The sequence below is a fragment of the Micromonospora sp. RTBAU3-60 genome (assembly GCF_054963695.1).
Map to the genome: position 1 here is coordinate 1 of NZ_JBUEGB010000043.1, position 18139 is coordinate 18139.

General features: G+C 73.7%; 15 protein-coding genes and 2 pseudogenes. 8 read left to right on the top strand and 9 right to left on the bottom strand.

All coding sequences use genetic code 11. The features are described from left to right. Together ACY34I_RS28705 and ACY34I_RS28710 are read right to left on the bottom strand one after the other, a co-directional pair. Positions 1–306 (bottom strand): annotated as a pseudogene (locus tag ACY34I_RS28705) (hypothetical protein); the annotation flags it as partial. Positions 307–605: 299 nt separating this feature from the next. Continuing rightward, the gene (locus tag ACY34I_RS28710) at positions 606–2081 is read right to left on the bottom strand and encodes an aminopeptidase P family protein (RefSeq protein WP_462758163.1); all 1476 of its coding nucleotides are present in this window, start codon (positions 2079–2081) and stop codon (positions 606–608) included. Positions 2082–2191: 110 nt separating this feature from the next. On the opposite strand from ACY34I_RS28710, the gene asnB reads away from it, so the two are divergent. From asnB to ACY34I_RS28730, 4 genes and pseudogenes are all read left to right on the top strand, one after another. Next, complete coding sequence (gene asnB / locus ACY34I_RS28715; RefSeq protein WP_462758164.1) at positions 2192–4153, top strand: asparagine synthase (glutamine-hydrolyzing); 1962 nt, start codon at positions 2192–2194, stop codon at positions 4151–4153. A 94-nt stretch (positions 4154–4247) separates the two neighbouring features. Beyond that, positions 4248–4749 (top strand): annotated as a pseudogene (locus ACY34I_RS28720) (IS607 family transposase). Beyond that, a complete protein-coding gene (locus ACY34I_RS28725) occupies positions 4746–6164 on the top strand; it encodes an RNA-guided endonuclease TnpB family protein (protein ID WP_462758165.1) in 1419 nt (472 codons plus the stop codon). The pseudogene ACY34I_RS28720 and the gene ACY34I_RS28725 overlap by 4 nt, the downstream one beginning before the upstream one ends. Positions 6165–6176: 12 nt before the next feature. After that, positions 6177–7109 carry a carbohydrate kinase family protein gene (locus ACY34I_RS28730; RefSeq protein WP_462758166.1) on the top strand — a complete coding sequence of 311 codons (933 nt, stop codon included), beginning with the start codon at positions 6177–6179 and terminating at the stop codon, positions 7107–7109. Between the two features lie 117 nt (positions 7110–7226). On the opposite strand, the gene ACY34I_RS28735 is transcribed toward ACY34I_RS28730, so the two are convergent. Both ACY34I_RS28735 and ACY34I_RS28740 read right to left on the bottom strand, forming a co-directional pair. After that, a complete protein-coding gene (locus ACY34I_RS28735; protein WP_462758168.1) occupies positions 7227–8057 on the bottom strand; it encodes an MBL fold metallo-hydrolase in 831 nt (276 codons plus the stop codon). Next, positions 8054–8458, bottom strand: coding sequence for a thioesterase family protein (locus ACY34I_RS28740; protein ID WP_462758169.1), 405 nt, complete (start codon positions 8456–8458; stop codon positions 8054–8056). Before ACY34I_RS28740 ends, ACY34I_RS28735 begins: the two co-directional genes overlap by 4 nt. A 114-nt stretch (positions 8459–8572) precedes the next feature. On the opposite strand from ACY34I_RS28740, the gene ACY34I_RS28745 reads away from it, so the two are divergent. Continuing rightward, the gene (locus ACY34I_RS28745) at positions 8573–9625 is read left to right on the top strand and encodes a phosphatase PAP2 family protein (protein ID WP_462758170.1); all 1053 of its coding nucleotides are present in this window, start codon (positions 8573–8575) and stop codon (positions 9623–9625) included. A 41-nt stretch (positions 9626–9666) separates the two neighbouring features. Here the strand turns inward: ACY34I_RS28745 and ACY34I_RS28750 are convergent, their stop codons facing one another. From ACY34I_RS28750 to ACY34I_RS28760, 3 genes are all read right to left on the bottom strand, one after another. Then, positions 9667–10995, bottom strand: a complete 1329-nt coding sequence (locus ACY34I_RS28750) for a PH domain-containing protein (protein ID WP_462758208.1) — start codon at positions 10993–10995, stop codon at positions 9667–9669. A gap of 434 nt (positions 10996–11429) precedes the next feature. Further along, entirely contained in the window at positions 11430–11957 is a 528-nt protein-coding gene (locus ACY34I_RS28755; RefSeq protein WP_462758172.1) for a PH domain-containing protein, read from the bottom strand. Positions 11958–12059: 102 nt separating this feature from the next. After that, positions 12060–12290 (bottom strand): hypothetical protein, encoded by a 231-nt coding sequence (locus ACY34I_RS28760; protein ID WP_462758174.1) that lies wholly within the window; start codon positions 12288–12290, stop codon positions 12060–12062. A 240-nt stretch (positions 12291–12530) separates the two neighbouring features. On the opposite strand from ACY34I_RS28760, the gene ACY34I_RS28765 reads away from it, so the two are divergent. Genes ACY34I_RS28765 through ACY34I_RS28775 form a run of 3 tightly spaced genes read left to right on the top strand, consistent with a single transcriptional unit; the run spans position 12531 to position 15564 of the window. After that, entirely contained in the window at positions 12531–13640 is a 1110-nt protein-coding gene (locus tag ACY34I_RS28765) for an AAA family ATPase (RefSeq protein ID WP_462758175.1), read from the top strand. Further along, a complete protein-coding gene (locus ACY34I_RS28770; RefSeq protein ID WP_462758209.1) occupies positions 13619–14617 on the top strand; it encodes a DUF58 domain-containing protein in 999 nt (332 codons plus the stop codon). The genes ACY34I_RS28765 and ACY34I_RS28770 overlap by 22 nt, the downstream gene beginning before the upstream one ends. Then, a complete protein-coding gene (locus ACY34I_RS28775) occupies positions 14614–15564 on the top strand; it encodes a VWA domain-containing protein (RefSeq protein WP_462758176.1) in 951 nt (316 codons plus the stop codon). The genes ACY34I_RS28770 and ACY34I_RS28775 overlap by 4 nt, the downstream gene beginning before the upstream one ends. 343 nt (positions 15565–15907) lie before the next feature. Here the strand turns inward: ACY34I_RS28775 and ACY34I_RS28780 are convergent, their stop codons facing one another. Beyond that, on the bottom strand, positions 15908–17161 hold the full coding sequence (locus ACY34I_RS28780; protein ID WP_462758177.1) for an acyltransferase family protein: 1254 nt from the start codon (positions 17159–17161) through the stop codon (positions 15908–15910). After that, complete coding sequence (locus ACY34I_RS28785; protein ID WP_462758178.1) at positions 17158–18054, bottom strand: alpha/beta hydrolase; 897 nt, start codon at positions 18052–18054, stop codon at positions 17158–17160. The genes ACY34I_RS28780 and ACY34I_RS28785 overlap by 4 nt, the downstream gene beginning before the upstream one ends. Between the last annotated feature and the right edge of the window lie 85 nt (positions 18055–18139).

The window sequence follows — 18139 nt, forward strand, 5'->3', positions numbered from 1 at the left end:
ACGCTTGCCCTGGTCCCGGTCCTTGCCGTCCCGGCCCTGCTCGTCCGCTTTGTTCTGCTCCTCGTGGGCGTCCTTCTCGCCGCCCTTGTCGGCATCGCTCGCGTTCTGCGGCGCGGCCGCGTGGTTCTCCGCGACGCGCTGCGCGTCGTCGGACTTGTCGTTGCGAGCGGCGAGGCCACCCAGCGCCGCCAGACCGACGACACCGGTCAGTCCGGCCACGCCGGTAGCGACCCAGATCGCGCGCCGCCTGCTCGTCGGCGGGCTCATCGGGTCCCCGCCGTCGGAAGTGGTTACGTCCTTGGACATCAGAGCCTTCCGCCCTTTCGGTTGCACAAAGGGGTCGCACCACCCCTCGTGGGGCGACCAGCTACAAACCGGTTGTAGCCTCTGATCGACACCGTATGAGAAGGATCCTCACGAGGCGGACGTATCTGAAAAAACCCCACATTCGCCTCACAGGAGGCGGCGGAAGACCGTTCGGCGCGTGCCGGCGAGGAGGGTGCCGAGCAGCGCAAACAGCGGCGGGCCCCACCACCGGCGGCAGAACGACGGAAACGTCGCAGCCGTCGGCGGTGGGGCCCACCGTCAGGGTCGTACGGCCGGGATCAGCCCGGCAGGCGCGGACCGGCCTCGCGCTGCTCGGCCAGCCACGTCTCCACCTCGTCGGAGCGGCGCGGCAGGCCGGCCGAGAGGTTCACCGGGCCGCCGGCGGTGACCAGGATGTCGTCCTCGATCCGCACGCCGATGCCGCGCAGCTCCTCGGGGACCAGCTCGTCCTCGGGCTGGAAGTAGAGCCCCGGCTCGACGGTGAGTACGTAACCCTCGCCGAGCGGGCCGTCGCGGTACATCTCCTTGCGGGCGTTGGCGCAGTCGTGGACGTCGATGCCGAGCATGTGGCTGGTGCCGTGCAGGGTCCACCGGCGGTAGACCGTCGAGGACGGGTCCATCGCCTCGTCCACGCTCACCGGCAGCAGGCCCAGGTCCTTCAGCGCCTCCGCGAGCACCCGCATGGCGGTGAGGTGCACGTCCCGGAACGCCACGCCCGGCTTGATTACCTCGATGCCGGCCTGCTGGGCGGCGTAGACGGCGTCGTACACCTGACGCTGCAGCGGGGTGAACCGGCCGTTGATCGGCAGCACCCGGGTGACGTCCGCGGTGTAGAGGTTGCGGTTCTCCACGCCCATGTCCATGAGCAGCAGCTCGCCCGGCCGGGTGGCGCCGTGGTTGTGCACCCAGTGCAGGATCGTGGCGTGCTCGCCGGCGCCGACGATCGAGCCGTAGCCGACGTCGTTGCCGTCGTGCCGGGCGCGCAGCGCGAAGATGCCCTCCAGCAGCCGCTCGGAGACGCTCCGGTCGGCCGGGAGCGCTCGGGCCACGTCCTCGAACCCGCGCACGGTGGCGTCGCACGCCTCCTGGAGCTGCGCGATCTCCCACTCGTCCTTGACCAGCTTCAGCTCCGAGATGGCGATGGCCAGTTCCCGGTCGCGGCCCGGCTGCCCGTCGACCCGGGCGCCGTCGTACGGCCGCACCGCGGCGTCGACCCGGGCGTCGAAGCCGCGCAGCACCCGGGTACGCCCCGGCGCCAGGTCGGCCAGCGCCGTGTCCAGCTCGGTCAGGTCGGCGGTGGGCAGCCCCAGCTCGGTCGACCTCTCGTGCAGCGTGGGCCGGCGGCCCACCCACAGCTCGCCGTTGCGGCTGCGGAAGAACTCGTCGGTCTCCCGCGACGACCGGGGCCGCATGTACAGCGTGGCGTCGCCGTTCGGGCGCAGCACCAGCACGCTGTCCGGTTCGAGGTCGCCGGTCAGGTACGCGAAGTCGCTGCCCGCCCGGAACGGGTGGTCGGTGTCGTTGGCGCGTACCTTTTCGTTGCCGGTGGGGATGACCAGCGTCTCGCCGGGGAAGGCCGCGGCGAGCGCGGCGCGCCGCTTGGCGTAGTTGGGCACCTCGGGGCGGGGACCGACCGGTAGTTCGCTGTCCCGCCAGCCCTGCCGCATGAACGCCAGGAACGCCTCCGGGAAGTCGGGGTCGTGTGATTCGGTGCCGTCCGCCGGCTTGCCCTGCTGGGTCCGCTCCTCGGCCATGTCCGCCTCCTTGAGCCTCGTCGCTGGTGCAGACGGTACCGCGCGCACGGGAGCGGGGAGAGCCTGCGGTGCCGCGACGGCCGCTCCGGCCGCGTGGAAAGATGGCCATCATGTGCGGACTCCTGGCCTTTTTCAGCGCGCGCGGTGACGCCGCTGCCCACCGCGACCACATCGCAAGCGCACTGGAGTGCCTGCACCACCGCGGCCCGGACGAGACCGGGGTCGAGGTGGTGGGCGACGCCTCCGGCCGCTACGCGGACGGCGTGTTCGCGCACAAGCGCCTGGCGATCATCGATGTGGCCCTCAGTCACGAGCCCCTGCCGTACGCGAACGGTCGTTACCTGCTCACCTTCAACGGTGAGATCTACAACTACATCGAGCTGCGGGACGAGTTGATCCGGGACTTCGGCGCCCAGTTCGCCACGAACGGCGACGGTGAGGTGATCGTCGCCGGCTACCACTACTGGGGCGAGCAGGTGCTCACCCGGCTGCGCGGCATGTTCGCCTTCGTGATCTGGGACCGGCAGGAGCGGCGGGCGTTCGGCGCCCGGGACTACTTCGGCATCAAGCCGCTGCATTACCTGCAGACCCAGGACGGCCTCTACCTCGCCTCGGAGAAGAAGGCGCTGCTGCCGTTCGCGCAGTCCGCGTATCAGGGCGACGCCGGGATCGACACCGCCAATCTGAGTCACTACCTGACCCTGCAGTACGTGCCGGAGCCGGGCACCCTGCACAAGGGGATCAGTCGGATCGGGTCGGGGGAGTACCTGACCTGGACCCCGGGCGGCCGGATCGAGGTGCGCCGGTGGTACCGGCCGGTGTTCCGGCCGGCGCCGGTGGCCGACGAGCAGAAGCTCTACCACGAGATCCGGGAGACGCTGCGGGAGAGCGTCCGGATGCACATGCGCTCGGACGTGCCGGTCGGCTCCTTCCTCTCCAGCGGCATCGACTCCACCGCCGTGGTCGCCCTGGCCCGGGAGTTCAACCCGAACATCCTCACCTTCACCGTCGGGTACGACGTGCCCGGCTACTCCGAGATCGACGTGGCCCAGGACTCGGCCCGGCACCTCGACGTGACCACCATCCCCACCAAGATCGGGCCGCAGGACATGATCGAGGCGCTGCCCAAGATCGTCTGGCACCTGGACGACCCGGTGGCCGACCCGGCGCTGGTGCCGCTCTACTTCGTGGCGAAGAAGGCCGCCGAGCACGTCACGGTGGTGCTCTCCGGCGAGGGCGCGGACGAGTTCTTCGGCGGCTACACCATCTACCGCGAGCCGCTGTCGCTGAGCACCGTGAACGGCCTGCCGGGCGGGGTGCAGAAGGGCCTGCGGGCGGTGTCGAAGGCCATCCCCCAGGGCGTCAAGGGCAAGAGCTTCCTGGAGCGCGGCACCACCCCGATCGAGGAGCGCTACTACGGCAACGCCCGGATGTTCACCGAGGAGGAGAAGCAGCACCTGCTGCGCCGCTACGACCCCTCGGTCCGCTACACCGACGTCACCGCGCCGATCTACGCCGAGTGCACCGAGCTGGACGACGTCACCAAGATGCAGTACGTCGACCTCTACACCTGGCTGCGCGGCGACATCCTGGTCAAGGCCGACCGGATCTCGATGGCGCACTCGCTGGAGGTGCGGGTGCCCTTCCTGGACCGCGAGGTGTTCAACGTGGCGGCCGGCATCCCGGTCGACCTGAAGCTGCCGCCGCGCTCCGAGGCCACCAAGTACGCCATGCGCCAGGCGCTGCAGGGCGTCGTCCCGCCGGCCATCGTCAACCGCAAGAAGCTCGGCTTCCCGACCCCGACCCGGGTCTGGTTGCGCGGCGAGATGTACGAGTGGGCCCGGCACGTGCTGGCCACCTCCGGCGCCGGTGACCTGATCGACCTGTCGTACGCGATGCGGCTGCTGGAGGAGCACAAGCGGGAGGAGGCGGACCACTCCCGCAAGGTGTGGACGGTGCTGATCTTCTGCATCTGGCACGCCATCTTCGTGGCCAAGACCCTCGACCCGGGCATCCAGCGCAACCAGTCCGCCCTGCTGACCAAGCCCGTCGTCGGCAGCATGGTCCGCTGAGCCGCGCGCGCGTCCGCCAGGATCGGGGTACGACCGACACGGGGAGCAGCGACTGTGGTTGCTTTCCTTTCAGAGCTGTCCACAATTGACTGTTGTGGGTAGCGTGTATCGGATCGGTGAGTTCGCCAAGCGGGTGGGCCGTTCGGTGAGTACGGTGCGTCGGTGGGAGGTGGAGGGTCGGATCACGGCTCGTCGTCTGCCGTCGGGTCAGCGGTATTTCGACGATTCTGATGTGCGCAGGGTGTTGCAGCCGGGCTTCGACGCCGGGCGGCGGAAGCTTGTGGTGTATTGCCGGGTGTCGTCGCCGGGAGAAGTTCCTGGCGTTGATGGATGCGGTCGACCGGGGTGAGGTCGCCACGCTGGTGGTGGCGCACAAGGACAGGTTGGCCCGGTTCGGGTGCGACTTTCTGGAGCATGTGGCGGCGCGTGGCGGCTGCGATCTCGTCGTCGCCAATCAGGAGTCACTGTCCCCACAGCAGGAACTGGTGGAGGACTTGTTGGCCATCGTGCACGCCTTCTCGTGCCGGCTGGACGGTCTGCGCCGCTACGAGGAGGAACTCGAAGGGGTGGACCTGACCGTGGGGGATGACCGGTGAAGGTCACCCGCATCGCCTACTCGGCCCGGCTGAACCCAGGTAAGTACGCTGGCCTGGTGGAGCAGGCCCGTCGGTTGGGCCGGGTGCGCAGCGAGGTGTGGCAGCGGTACGGGTCCGTGCGCGGTGTCGGGTCCGGGTTGACCGACCGGCAGGTGCGGGACCGGTGGCTGGCCGATGGCACGCACGCGTTGTCTGGTGTGTTGGCGAATGCGTGGAAGGAAACCGTCCGCGACGCCATGGCTGACATCGCCGCGAACCTGGAGGCGGCCAAAGTGCAGGTCCGGCGGGCGATCAGCCGACGCACGAGCGATCCGGCCGAGCGCAAGCGAATGTTCGGCGCGCTGAAGGCCGACCAGTGGGCCGCTGATCCGTTCCTGGCACGGCAGATGCGCAAGCATTGGAAGCGTGGCCGCAACCGCACGCACAATCAGATCGTGGTGCGCGCCGACAAGTACAACACGGTCGTCGATGGGCGGGGCCGGTTGTGGCTGGCCGTTCCCGGTCTCGAACGCCGCAAGATGGTCAAGATCCCGCTGTCGACGACCGTGGCCCCGGCGGGGACGTTGCGGCTGATCCTGCGTGGCGGCCGAGTCGAGGTGCACTACCAGATCGACGCATCGCAGATGCCGTCGTCGCAGCGGCCGTGCGGCGAGGCGACGATCGGTGTGGACAAGGGCTACACCGAAGCCCTCACCGACTCCGACGGCCAGCCCCACGGTGAACAACTCGGCGACCTGCTCACCCGCGAGTCGGACCGGTTGAAGGAACGAAACCGACGTCGGGCGAAGCTACGCTCGATCGCCAACACCGCCGCGCTCCGCGGTGACCACGCGAAGGCCCACCGGATCAAGGCCAACAACCTCGGCACGATCAAGCGGGACCGGCAGGCCGCCCGGCACCGGGCGCGGGTGCGTACGGAGATCTTCACCGCCGTGCACGAGGTCGTCGACAAAGCGAACACGGTGATCGCTGAAGACCTCACCAAACGCTTCATCGGCCGCAAGAAGCTTCCTAAGAACATCAACCGGCGTCTCGCCGCGTGGACCAAAGGAGTCACCGCCGAGGCCCTGAAAAGCGTGTCGGAGCGTAGAGGTTCTGCGCACGTTCCCGTCAACGCCGCCTACACCTCACAAACCTGCCACCGCTGCGGCGACTTCGGCCGACGCAGTGGGGACCGGTTTCACTGCACAGAGTGCGGGGTGGTGTGGCAGGCTGACGTGAACGCCGCGATCAACATCCTGCGAAGAGCCGGCGACCCCGACATCGCCCTGCACACACCGCACCGGCGGGTGAAGCAGATCCTGCAGGACCGGACCGATCGCCACCGGACCAGACTGCCGGTCCAGGACTCCAGCCCAGCCACCGCTGGGCGGAGAGCGAAACATCCGAACCACTCAACTATGAGCAAGAAGTAGGAAGCAGGCAGGATGGGCTACGCGGTGGTGCTCGGCGAGGCGCTGGTCGACCTGCTCGAGACCAGTTATGACGGGCAACCCTGCTACCGGCAGGCGATCGGCGGCGGGCCGCTCAACGTGGCCGTGGCGGTGGCCCGGCTGGGCGGCGACGTCGAGTTCGTCGGGTCGCTCGGCGACGACGCGCTCGCCGAGCGGATCCGCGCCTTCCTCGGCGAGGCCGGCGTCGGGCTGGCCGGAGCGGTCACCGTACCGGCGCCGACGGCGTTGGCGGTGGCCACCTTCGCCGGCCCGGAACCGGACTTCCGTTTCTACGGTGAGCCCCGCTCGTACGGGCTGCTCACCGCCGACCACCTGGACGTGGCCCTGGTCGAGGGCGCCGACGTGCTCTACTGCGGCTCGATCGTGCTGCTCCACCCGCCGGTGCTGGCCGCCGCCCGGCGCGCCTGGGCGACCGCCGGGGCGCTGCGGGTGTTCGACCCGAACGTCCGTCCCCGGCTGCTCGACGGGTCCGGCGCGCTGGACGGGCTGCGCGAGGTGGTCGCCGAGTTCGCCGCGAGCGCGCACCTGGTGAAGCTGAGCACCGCCGACGCGGCCCTGCTCTACCCGCACGAGCCGGTGGAGGGGGTCGCCGCGTACCTGCGGGAGCTGGGGGCGGCCACCGTGGTGGTCACCCTGGGCGCGGACGGCGCGCTGGTCGCCGCCGCCGACGACGTGGTACGCGTCCCCGCCCCGAAGGTCCAGGCGGTGGACGCGACCGGCGCCGGGGACTCGGTGATGGGCGCGTTGATCGCCGAGTTGCTGGCCGCCGGCGAACCGGTGGACCCGGTCGGTTGGCGGGACCGGGTCGCCTTCGCCCTGCGCGTCGCCGGGGTGGTCTGCGAGTCTCCCGGCGGCGCCGTCGCCATGCCCACCCGCGCCGCCGTGCTCGCCCGCTTCCCCGCCTGACCGCCTGGGCGAGGGCCAAGATCATGCTCGAGCCGTGAAGTAGGGGCCTCCGGGCGGCGAGGAGGCCCCCGGTTTCCTGGATCGAGGGTGATCCCGGATGTGGTTTTTCGCCCGGTGTCAGGCGGTGCCGTCGAGCTCGGCGTAGCCGCGGCGGGCGGCGAGCAGACCGGGGCGGGCGCCGAAGGGCGACTCCGCCGCCACCCGCTCGGGCGGGGCGCTGCCGGTGTGGCCGGCCCGGATCAGCCAGGCCTGCTGGACCAACTGGGCGTGCTGGGCCCGGACGAACTCCACGTCGACCGGCGTGCCGTGCCCGGGCACCACCACCGTGCCGGGGGTGGTCAGCCGCAGCAGGTCGGCCACCGCGTCCGGCCACTGCAGCGGGTACGACTCCTCGAAGGCCGGCGGACCGCTCTGCTCCACCAGATCGCCGGCGACCAGCACGTCCGCGTCCGGCACGTGCACCACCAGGTCGGCGTCGGTGTGCCCGTGCCCCGGGTGCCGCAGCAGCACCCGCCGGCCGCCGACGTCGAGCACCGTCTCCTCGCGCACCGGGTGCGTCGGGGCCAGCAGCTCGGTCCCGGCCAGCTCGGCGGCGAGCGCCGGCTGCTCGTCGCGCATCTCCTCGTACGCCGCCCGGCGCAGCTCGTCGGGGCGGTCGCGCAGCGCGACGGCGGCCAGCTCGTGGGCGTAGACCGGACGGGGCGGGTCGGCGGCCAGGGTGGCGTTGCCGAAGCAGTGGTCGAAGTGGTGGTGGGTGTTGACGATCGTCCACGGGTGCGCGGTGACCGCCCGGGCGGCCTCGGCCAGCTCCCGGGCCTGTCCGGCGGTGGAGAGGGTGTCCACCAGCAGGGCCGCGTCGTCGCCCACCACCAGCGTCACGTTGACCTGCAGCAGCGGCTCGCGCAGCAGGTGGACGCCGTCGGCGATCTCGACGAATCGGGCGGTCATGACGCCCGCGAGGCGCGCTCCAGGAAGCGCTGCCGGTCGACCAGCACGCGCTCGACCCGGCCATCGGCCACGATCTCGTCGCCTTCGGCGACCGTCACCTCGAACAGCAGGCGCCGGCCGTCGACCTTGGCCAGCCGGGCCCAGGCGACCACCGTCCGCCCGACCAGGGTCGGCGCCCGGTGGTCCAGTTCGACGCGGAGCCCGACGGTGGTCTGTCCGGTCGGCATCCGCGTCGCGGTGGCCGCCACGGTCGCCGCCTCGACGAGGGCGAGCACCCGCGGCGTGCCGAGCACCGGCACGTCACCGGAGCCGACCGCCTGCGCGGTGTCGGCGTCCGTGACGGTCAGCTCGACCCGGGCGGCGAGGCCCGGCGCGAAGGGCGTCTCCGGCTGCTCCTGCATGCCCCGAGCCTAGACGAGGCGGGGCGGGGACGCCCGCTCTCCGTACCGTCGTTCCTTCGGCCGGCGGGTGGTCGCCGTCAGTCGATCCGTGGCCCGCCGTTAACCTTGACCGCGATGGCCGTCGTGACAGACCCCCAGCCCCCCGCCCGGACCGGTACCACCTCCTCGCCCGACGGCGGACGCCGCCGGGTGGTGGCCATGACGATCTGGGCGCTCGGCTTCGTGGCCGCATGGTTCGCCATCGGCCTGCCGACCGACCCCGCGTACGCCTTCCTCTGGATCTGGGCGGGCACCATCGCCTGGCACTCCGCCCGGCCGTGGCGCAGCCATCTGCGCTTCGCCCGGGACTGGATCCCGGTGGTGCTGCTGCTGGCCGCGTACAACCTCTCCCGGGGGTTCGCCGACAACGGCGCGACGCCGCACGCCATGGAGCTGATCGTCGCCGACCGGTTCATGCTGGGCTGGGCCACCGGCGGCGAGGTGCCCACGGTCTGGCTCCAGCAGCACCTCTACCGGCCCGAGGTGCACTGGTGGGACGTGCTGGTCAGCTGGGTCTACTTCTCCCACTTCGTGGCGACGCTGGCCGCCGCGGCGGTGCTCTGGCTGCGCGACCGCGCGCGCTGGGGGGCGTACATGCGGCGCTGGGGCTTCCTCTGCGCGGCCGGGCTGGCCACCTACTTCCTCTACCCGGCCGCCCCGCCGTGGTGGGCCGCGCAGAACGGCCTGCTCACCGAGGTCGCCCGGATCTCCACTCGGGGCTGGAAGGAGATCGGCATGCACGGCGCGGGCAATCTGCTCAACGCCGGGCAGATCGCCTCCAACCCGGTCGCCGCCATGCCGTCACTGCACACCGCGTTCGCCCTCTTCGTGGTGCTGTTCTTCCTGCGCTCGGTGCGGAAGCGCTGGTGGCCGCTGCTGCTCGCGTACCCACTGGCGATGACCTTCACCCTCATCTACAGCGGCGAGCACTACCTGATCGACGTGCTGGTCGGCTGGGCCTACGTCGGGCTGACCTTCCTGGTGGTCGGCCTGGCCGAGCGCTGGTGGGCGGCCCGCCGGGCGCGGCCCGCGGCGGCCGCCGGTGGCCCGCAGCAGGCCGTGCCGGCCCCGGCAGCCCCGGTCGACGCCGAGCCGCCCGTCGCCGACCCGGTGCCCGCCGAACGCTGAGGTGCCGGGGACCGGCGCGGTGCCGGCCGGGAATGCCCCGGTCAGCGTCGCCGGCCCCGGCCGGCGTGCCGGGCCGCGTGCGCCCGCGCGGTCAGCTCGGCCGCCAGGTCCCACGCCTCGGCCAGGTCCCGGTCGGGCGCGGCCGCACCCGACCCGCCGGCGGTGTCGGCGTGCACCGTGGCCAGCCGCAGCCGCCGCTGTGCCGGACCCTGGGTCACCCGGACGCTCTGGATCCGGGCGTACGGCACCAGCGTCAACTGGCGGGTGAGCAGCCCGGAACGGGCGACGAACACCCGCTCGTCGAGGCCGGCGCCGACCGCCGCGCGGGTCAGCGGACGCAGCCAGCGCGCCCGCCGTGGCGGCGCCGTCGACGGCAGCGCGGCCAGCCGTACGCCGGGCAGCACCTCCGCGACGATCAGCTCGCCGGTCCGCGCGTCGCCGACCGGCAGCAGCCGGTCCGGCCGGTTCCGGTCGTCCGGCTCGGCGGCCGAGTAGCCGGCCACCTCTAGCCGCAGCCGCAGCCAGCCCTTCATCCGCCAGAGCAGGGGCCAGGTCACCCGGACGGTCTGCACCCGGTGCAGCGGGACGGTCTGCACCCGGGTCTCCAGCAGGCCGTTGTGGACGCGCAGCGTGCCGTCGTCCCGGTCGAGCCGGAACGACCAGTCGTCGAGCACCCGGCGCACCGGTTGCAGCACGACGCCGGCCATCGCGGTGAGGGTGCTGGCCACCGCGATGAACGACCAGGACCCCTCGGAGAGGAACTGCGCCACCACGAAGGCGACGCCGAACGGGAGCAGGAACGCCTGCGGGGTGAGCAGTTGGCTGACCAACAGGTCCTGGTTGCGTACGGCGTGTAGCCGGCGCCCGGCCGGCGCCGGTGGCGGCGGCGCGCCGGCCGCGGGCGGGACGACCTCGGGCGCGCGGCCGGCGACGGCGAGCAGCCGCTGCCGCAGCGCGCCGGCCTCGGCCACCCCCAGGTACGCCAGCGGCGCCTCGGTCTTGCCCCCGCCGACCACCTCCAGCCGCAGCTCGGCCAGCCCGGTCAGCTGCGCCAGCAGCGGCCGGACCACCTCCACCGCCTGCAACCGCTCCAGCGGGATCGCCCGGGTACGCCGCCAGAGCAGGCCCTCGTGCACCCGCAGTTCGCGGCCCACCACGTGGTAGCCGGTGTTCCACCAACTCACCACGGCCAGCACGGTGGCCCCGGCCACGAAGACCGCCACCAGCACGGTGAACCAGCCGAAGCCGACCCGGGACAGCGTCGACCAGGACAGGCCGGCGATGACCACGACCAGAGACTTGGCACCGTGCAGCACCGGGCTCAGCGGATGCAGCCGCTGCCGCGGCTCCTCGCCCCCGGGCGGCGGCAGGGTGGGACTCCCCGGCCAGCCGGGACCGCCCCCGGCCGGCGCCCACGGACCGGGTCCGGGTGGCGCCCACGGGCCCGGTCCGGGTGGCGCCCACGCGCCGGGTCCGGGCTGGCCGTAGCCGGGCGACGGGGCGGGCTGTCCGTAGCCGAGGGGAGGCGGGGCGGGCTGGCCGTGGCCGGGCGGTGGAATGGGCTGGCCGTGGCCGGGCTGGGGTGGCCCGGGCCGGTCGGACGGGGGCCAGGTGGGGCCGGCGGGGCCCGGCGCGGGCGGCGCTGGCTGGCCGTACCCGGGGTGCGGCCACGGGGCCGGAGCGGCGGGCCGCTCGTCCCCGGCCGGCTGCGGCACCGGGCCGGGCTCCTGGCCGGCCTGGTGCGGTGCCGGGTCGGCCGGGTGCGGGATCGGGGCGCCGGGCTCGGGGTCGGCCGGGCCGTGGCTCACAGCCCCTCCGCCCGGTCCTCGCCCAGCGCGGTCAGCCGGTCCCGCAGCCGGGACGCCTCCGCCGGCCGCAGACCGGGCACCCGGGCGTCGCTCGCCGCCGCGGCCGTGTGCAGCTGCACCGTGGCCAGGTCGAACGCTCGCTCCAGCGGGCCCGCGGTCACGTCGACGAACTGCATCCGCGAATACGGAACGATGGACAGCCGCCGGACCAGCAGCCCGTGCCGGACCAGCAGGTCGTTCTCCCGCTCGGCGTAACCCCACGCGTGCACGGCCCGGACGATGGTGACCGCCCGCCAGGCGGCCAGCAGGACCGCGACGCCGAGGACGACGCCGGGCAGCCAGTGGCCGGTGATCGCCCAGGCCACGCCGAGCACCAGCAGCGCCACGGCGAACCCGATGCCGAGCCGGATCAGCTCCACCCAGATCAGGTCGCGGGAGATCGGCTGCCACCGGACCGTGTCCGGCCAGGGCTCCAGGGGGCCGGGCCGGGTCGGCGGGCGGCCGGCGAGGTCATCACCGTTCACCGGGGTGATCCGCTCCGCTGGCGCACGCCGCCGCCTCGCTTCGCCCGACGCCGGCGCGAGGCGCCCGGTTGCTGAGCTGAATGGTTCCCTCGCTCCGCTCGCTCACGCTTCGAGCGTAGGCGATTCCGGCACCGCCACCACCTCGCGGAGGAAGCCGCGCGCGTCGAGGAACCCCCTGAGGGACTCGCGGTGCTCGGCGCAGGCGAGCCAGGTCTTGCGCCGGTTGGCGTCGTGCAGGCGGGGATTGTTCCAACGCAGGGCCCAGACGGCGAGGGCGCGGCACCCCCGCGCCGAGCAGATCAGCGCCTCGTCGGCGGGAGTGGGAATGGTCACCGGGGCGAGTCTAGGCCCGCACGCCCGGGAAGCTTAGCGCCGGGCGGCCACGGGGGGAGCCGCCCGGCGACGGGGTGAATCGTACACACGCTGGACCCCTTGTTGTCCACCCGTGTTCAGCGTTTTCCGTGCGGTGGGACGGCGCGGCGAAAATGGTCCCTCTCCCGCCCTCGGCTCTCAGCCGGGCATGACAGTCTTGATACGCACCAGCCGCGACGACGACCAAGCTGTGGAGGACCGGTGGCCCAGCCGACCACGCCCGACGCCCCGACCCCGACCGAGGCCGTGCCGGGCGCGCCGCCCCCGGCGATCACCACCCCGGCCCAGGACGCCACCCTGCTGGAGCGGGCGCTGTTCGAGATCAAGCGGGTCATCGTCGGCCAGGACCGGATGGTCGAGCGGATGTTCGTGGCCCTGCTCGCCCGGGGGCACTGCCTGCTGGAGGGGGTGCCCGGCGTGGCCAAGACCCTCGCCGTGGAGACCCTGGCCAAGGTGGTCGGCGGATCGTTCGCCCGGGTGCAGTTCACCCCGGACCTCGTGCCGGCCGACATCATGGGCACCCGGATCTACCGGCAGTCCAGCGAGAAGTTCGACGTCGAGCTGGGCCCGGTGTTCGTCAACTTCCTGCTCGCCGACGAGATCAACCGAGCCCCGGCGAAGGTGCAGTCGGCGCTGCTGGAGGTGATGAGTGAGCGCCAGGTGTCCATCGGCGGGGAGACCCATCGGGTGCCCGACCCGTTCCTGGTGATGGCGACCCAGAACCCGATCGAGCAGGAGGGGGTCTACCCGCTGCCGGAGGCGCAGCGGGACCGCTTCCTCATGAAGATCGTGGTTGGCTATCCGACCGACGCCGAGGAGCGGGAGATCGTCTACCGGATGGGTGTGGCCCCGCCCGAGCCGACCCGGGTCTTCGACACCCCGGACCTGATCGCCCTGCAGCGCAAGGCCGACCAGGTCTTCGTGCACAACGCCCTGGTCGACTACGCGGTCCGGCTGGTGCTCGCCACCCGCGCCCCCGCCGAGCACGGCATGCCGGACGTCGCGCAGCTGATCCAGTACGGCGCCAGCCCGCGCGCCTCGCTCGGCCTGGTGCGGGCCACCCGGGCGTTGGCGCTGCTGCGTGGCCGGGACTACGCGCTGCCGCAGGACGTGCAGGACATCGCCCCGGACATCCTGCGGCACCGGCTGGTGCTCAGCTACGACGCGCTCGCCGACGACGTGCCGGCCGACCACATCGTGCACCGGGTGATGTCGACCATCCCGCTGCCGGCGGTCGCGCCCCGGCAGCAGGCCACGCCGCCGCCACCGGCCGCGCCGCCCGGCGCCGGCTGGCCCGGGCAGCGGCCGTGACGCCACCCACCCGGCTGCCGGCCACCGGCGACCGCTCCGGGGCCGTCCTCGCCCGGTTGCAGCTGATGGTCACCCGCAAGCTTGACGGGTTGCTCCAGGGCGACTACGCCGGGCTGCTGCCCGGGCCGGGCAGCGAGGCGGGGGAGTCCCGCGAGTACCGCCCCGGCGACGACGTACGCCGGATGGACTGGCCGGTCACCGCGCGGACCACGACGCCGCACGTGCGGCGTACGGTGGCCGACCGGGAGCTGGAGACCTGGCTGGCGGTGGACCTCTCGGCCAGCCTGGACTTCGGCACCGGGCAGTGGCTCAAGCGGGACGTGGTGGTGGCCGCCGCGGCCGCCCTGGTCCACCTGACCGTCCGCGGCGGCAACCGGATCGGCGCGGTGGTCGGCACCGGGAGTGCGGTGCCCGCGCCCACCGGCCGGTGGCGTGGCGGCCCGCCGGCCGGCGGCCCGGGCACCCTGCTGCGGCTGCCGGCGCGGGCCGGCCGCAAGGAGGCGCAGGGGATGCTCCGGGCCATCGCCGGGACGGAGATCCGGCCGGGGCGCAGCGACCTCGGCGCGCTGGTCGACATGCTCAACCGGCCGCCCCGGCGGCGGGGGGTGGCGGTGGTCATCTCCGACTTCCTCGCACCACCGCAGCAGTGGGGCCGGCCGCTCCGTAAGCTGCGGGTCCGGCACGACGTGCTGGCGATCGAGGTGGTCGACCCGCGCGAGCTGGAGCTGCCCGACGTGGGGGTGCTGCCGGTGGTCGACCCGGAGACGGGGGAGCTGCACGAGGTGCAGACCGCCGACCCGGGCCTGCGCCGCCGGTACGCCGATGCAGCGGCCGTCCAGCGCGCGGCCGTCGCCGCCGAGCTGCGCGCCGCCGGCGCGGCCCATCTGCGACTGCGTACCGACCGAGACTGGCTGCTGGACATGGTGCGGTTCGTGGCCGCGCAGCGGCACGCCCGGACCCGAGGGACGACCCGATGATCCGTTTTCTGCAACCGTGGTGGCTGCTGGCCGTGCTGCCGGTGCTCGCCCTGGCCGCCGCGTACGTCTGGCGGCAGCTGCACCGCCGGGCGTACGCGATGCGGTTCACCAACGTCGACCTGCTGCGTACCCTCGCGCCCAAGGGGCTGGGCTGGCGGCGGCACGTGGCGGCGACGGCGTTCCTGCTCTGCCTGCTGGTGCTGTCCACCGCGTTGGCCCGGCCGGCGATCGACACCCGGGAGCCGCTGGAACGGGCCACCGTGATGCTGGCCATCGACGTGTCGCTGTCGATGCAGGCCGACGACGTGGCGCCGAACCGCCTCGAAGCCGCCCAGGAGGCGGCCAAGCAGTTCGTCGGGGAGCTGCCGGAGACCTACAACCTCGGGCTGGTCTCCTTCGCCAAGTCGGCGAACGTGCTGGTCCCGCCGACCAAGGACCGGGCCGCCGTGACCACCGCCATCGACGGGCTGGTGCTGGCCGAGGCGACCGCCACCGGCGAGGCCGTCTTCACCTGCCTGGAGGCGATCCGCTCGGTGCCCGCCGACGGCGCGGCCGGCATCCCGCCGGCCCGGATCGTGCTCCTCTCCGACGGCTACCGCACCTCGGGGCGGTCGGTGGAGGAGGCGGCCGCGGCGGCGCAGGCGGCCAACGTGCCGGTCTCCACCATCGCGTTCGGCACCGACTCGGGCCAGGTCGACATCGGCGGCCAGTTGCAGCGGGTGCCGGTGGACCGGGCGGCGCTGTCCCAGCTCGCGGAGACCACCCAGGGCTACTTCTACGAGGCCGCCTCGGTGAGCGAGTTGAAGCGGGTCTACCAGGACATGGGCAGCTCGATCGGGTTCCGGACCGAGCCGCGGGAGATCACCCAGTGGTACGCGGGGATCGCGCTGCTGCTCGCCCTCTGCGCGGGTGCGCTGAGCCTGCTCTGGTCGTCCCGCCTGGTCTGAGGCGGGACGGCCGGCGGGGCGGACGCTGGGGCCGGCCGGGGTGCGTCCCGGTCGGCGGTCAGCGACCGCCGGCCAGGACGAAGAGGACGGCCACCCAGAGAGCGGCGAGGGTGAAGCCCAGCGGGGCGACGTAACGGCTCATGGGACTGCTCCGTGGCGACGGACGGTCCGGGCGGCGCGGGCCGGGACCGCGGGGATGGATCAGGACGTACGCACACGAAGTCGTGACCGGGTTGCTCCGCCACCGGCGGGCCGCGCACCAGGATCGCTCGGCCGGCGGCCGAGGAGGCGGGCGGTGCACCGAGGCGGGAAGCGGGGTCAGCTACGCCGACTGAGTCGCGGCTCAGTGGGGCTGACGATCGGCCCGGCCACGACTGGAAGGATCGCCATCTCGCACGGCGATCACCTCCTCCGGTCGGCGGGGCACGAAGGTCACGGGCGATCCCGCCCGCAAACGGGGATCATCGTACACCCGGCGCGCCGGCACCCCGTACTCGGCCGACCGGTCCGCCCGCGCCGTCCGGCCGACAGCGCCAGCGGCGGCTCCCGATCGGGAGCGCACCAGCACCGCCAGGACCAGCGCGAGGAGCGGCAGCCAGCACAGTCGCGTGGCCAGCCAGCCGGGGCCGTCGGGCGGGGTGTGCAGCCCGGGCTGCGGGCCGGCGAACCGGGCGGTCAGCGCGCTGACCCCGACCAGGACCGGCTGGTGGCAGAGGTAGACCCGCATGGCGTGCCGGTTCATCCCGCGGACCAGGCGGGCCGGCGCGGGCCGGTCGCCCAGCCGGCGCAGGGCCGGTCCGGCCAGCAGCCCGGCGCCGACCTGCGCCACGGACAGGGCGATGGCGAACAGCGAGGGCGGGCTGAGGTTCGACCGGCCGGCGCCGGGCACCCCGACCGCGCTGGCCGGGTAGCCGAGGGCGAGCAGCGCGGCCAGCGCGACGGCCCCGACGGCGACCAGCGCCACGGCCGGGCGACGCCCGGCGAGCCGTCCCTCGGCGTGCGCCAGCCCGAGCAGGTAGGGCACCGACCACGCGGCGAGGACGGCGACCGGCAGCAGCCAGGGGCGCGCCGCCGGCAGGCGTACGGCGAGGTCCGTCCCGGCGACCACGGCGACCGCGGGCAGCACGCAGCGCACCGGTCCCCAGCGCCGTACGGCGGCGCGCAGCGGCGCGGTGAGCGCGGAGAGGGCGACCAGGGGCAGCAGGAACCACAGCGGGCTGGCGGTCAGCGTCACCGCGACGCTGAGGATGTCGTCCCGGGTGCCCAGCACGATGGCGACCAGCAGCCCGGCTGCACCCAGGCCGAGCAGCGCCAGGGCGGGCAGCACCAGGCGGTCCAGCCGGCGGAGCAGCCACCGCGCGGGGCGGCCGGGAAAGCCGGCCAGCGAGTGGGCGGCGGCGTGACCGGCGGTGAAGAAGAAGAGGCCCAGCGTCTGGAACAGCCAGCTGGCCGGGGCCAGCGCCGGCATGGTGGCCAGCGGGCTGGTCTGGTGCACGGTTCCGTCGGGTGTCAGCACCAGGGCGGTGACCAGCCAGTGGCCCAGCACCACGCCGCCGATGGCGTACGCCCGCAGCGCGTCCACGGCGCGATCCCTCATCGCGCGACCCCCGCCCGGGCCTCGCCGCCCAGCACCACCGCGGCGACCGCCGGCAGCGTCGCCGTGCCGGGCACCAGGTAGCCGTCGTGCCCGGCGACGCCGTCGACCGGCAGCGGCCGGGCGCCGAAGGCGGAGTCGCCGGGCCGGGTGCCGTGCCCGAGACCGGGCAGCCGTACCTGCGGCACCCGGCGGATCCAGTCGGTCGGCGCCTCGGCCGCCCACACCCGGACGCCGCCGAGCTGGCCGGCCCGGTCCACGCCGGTGCCGATGCCGCCGAGGGTCACCAGATCGGTGACCTGCGCCGGGGCGCGCCGGGCGGCGCGCCCGGCCACCAGCGCCCCGTAGCTGTGCCCGATCAGGGTGACTGCCGCGTCGGGCCGGTGGGCGGCCAGGGTGCGCAGCGTGCCGAGCAGCGCCGTCGCGCCCCGGTCGGCGCTGGCGGGCCCGGCCGCGGTGAGGATCCCGTCCGGCGCGTCGTAGCCCAGCCAGGCCAGCACCGCCACCCGGGCCGCCGGGTCGTCCGCCCGCAGCTCCCGGTACAGGTCGCGGGCCTGGCGGGCCGGGGCGCGCCGGGCCACCCCGCCGAGCCCGCGGTCGAAGTCCCGCAGCGTGCTGCCCACCCCGGGCACCAGCACCGCGATCCGATCGGCGGTGGCCAGGTCGCCCAGCACCTCCACGGCGAGGCCGTCGCCGCGCGGCTCGAAGACCAGGAACTGCCGGCCGTCCGCGGCCCACCGGTCGTACGGCGGGCCGCCCGCGCGAAGCTGTGCGGCCACCGCCGGATACGCCTCGACGTACGCCGCCGGCGCGACCGGACCGGGCCGGCCCGGTGCCAGCAGGCCGAGTCCGAGCAGCGCGGTCGCCGCCGCGCGGGCGGGTCGGGTCCAGTGCATTCTCGTGCTCCCTCCGGAAGTGGTCCGGCGGAAGCGTGCGGTGCGGGCGGGTCGAAGATCGTCACCCTGGGGACTGGTTCCCGGC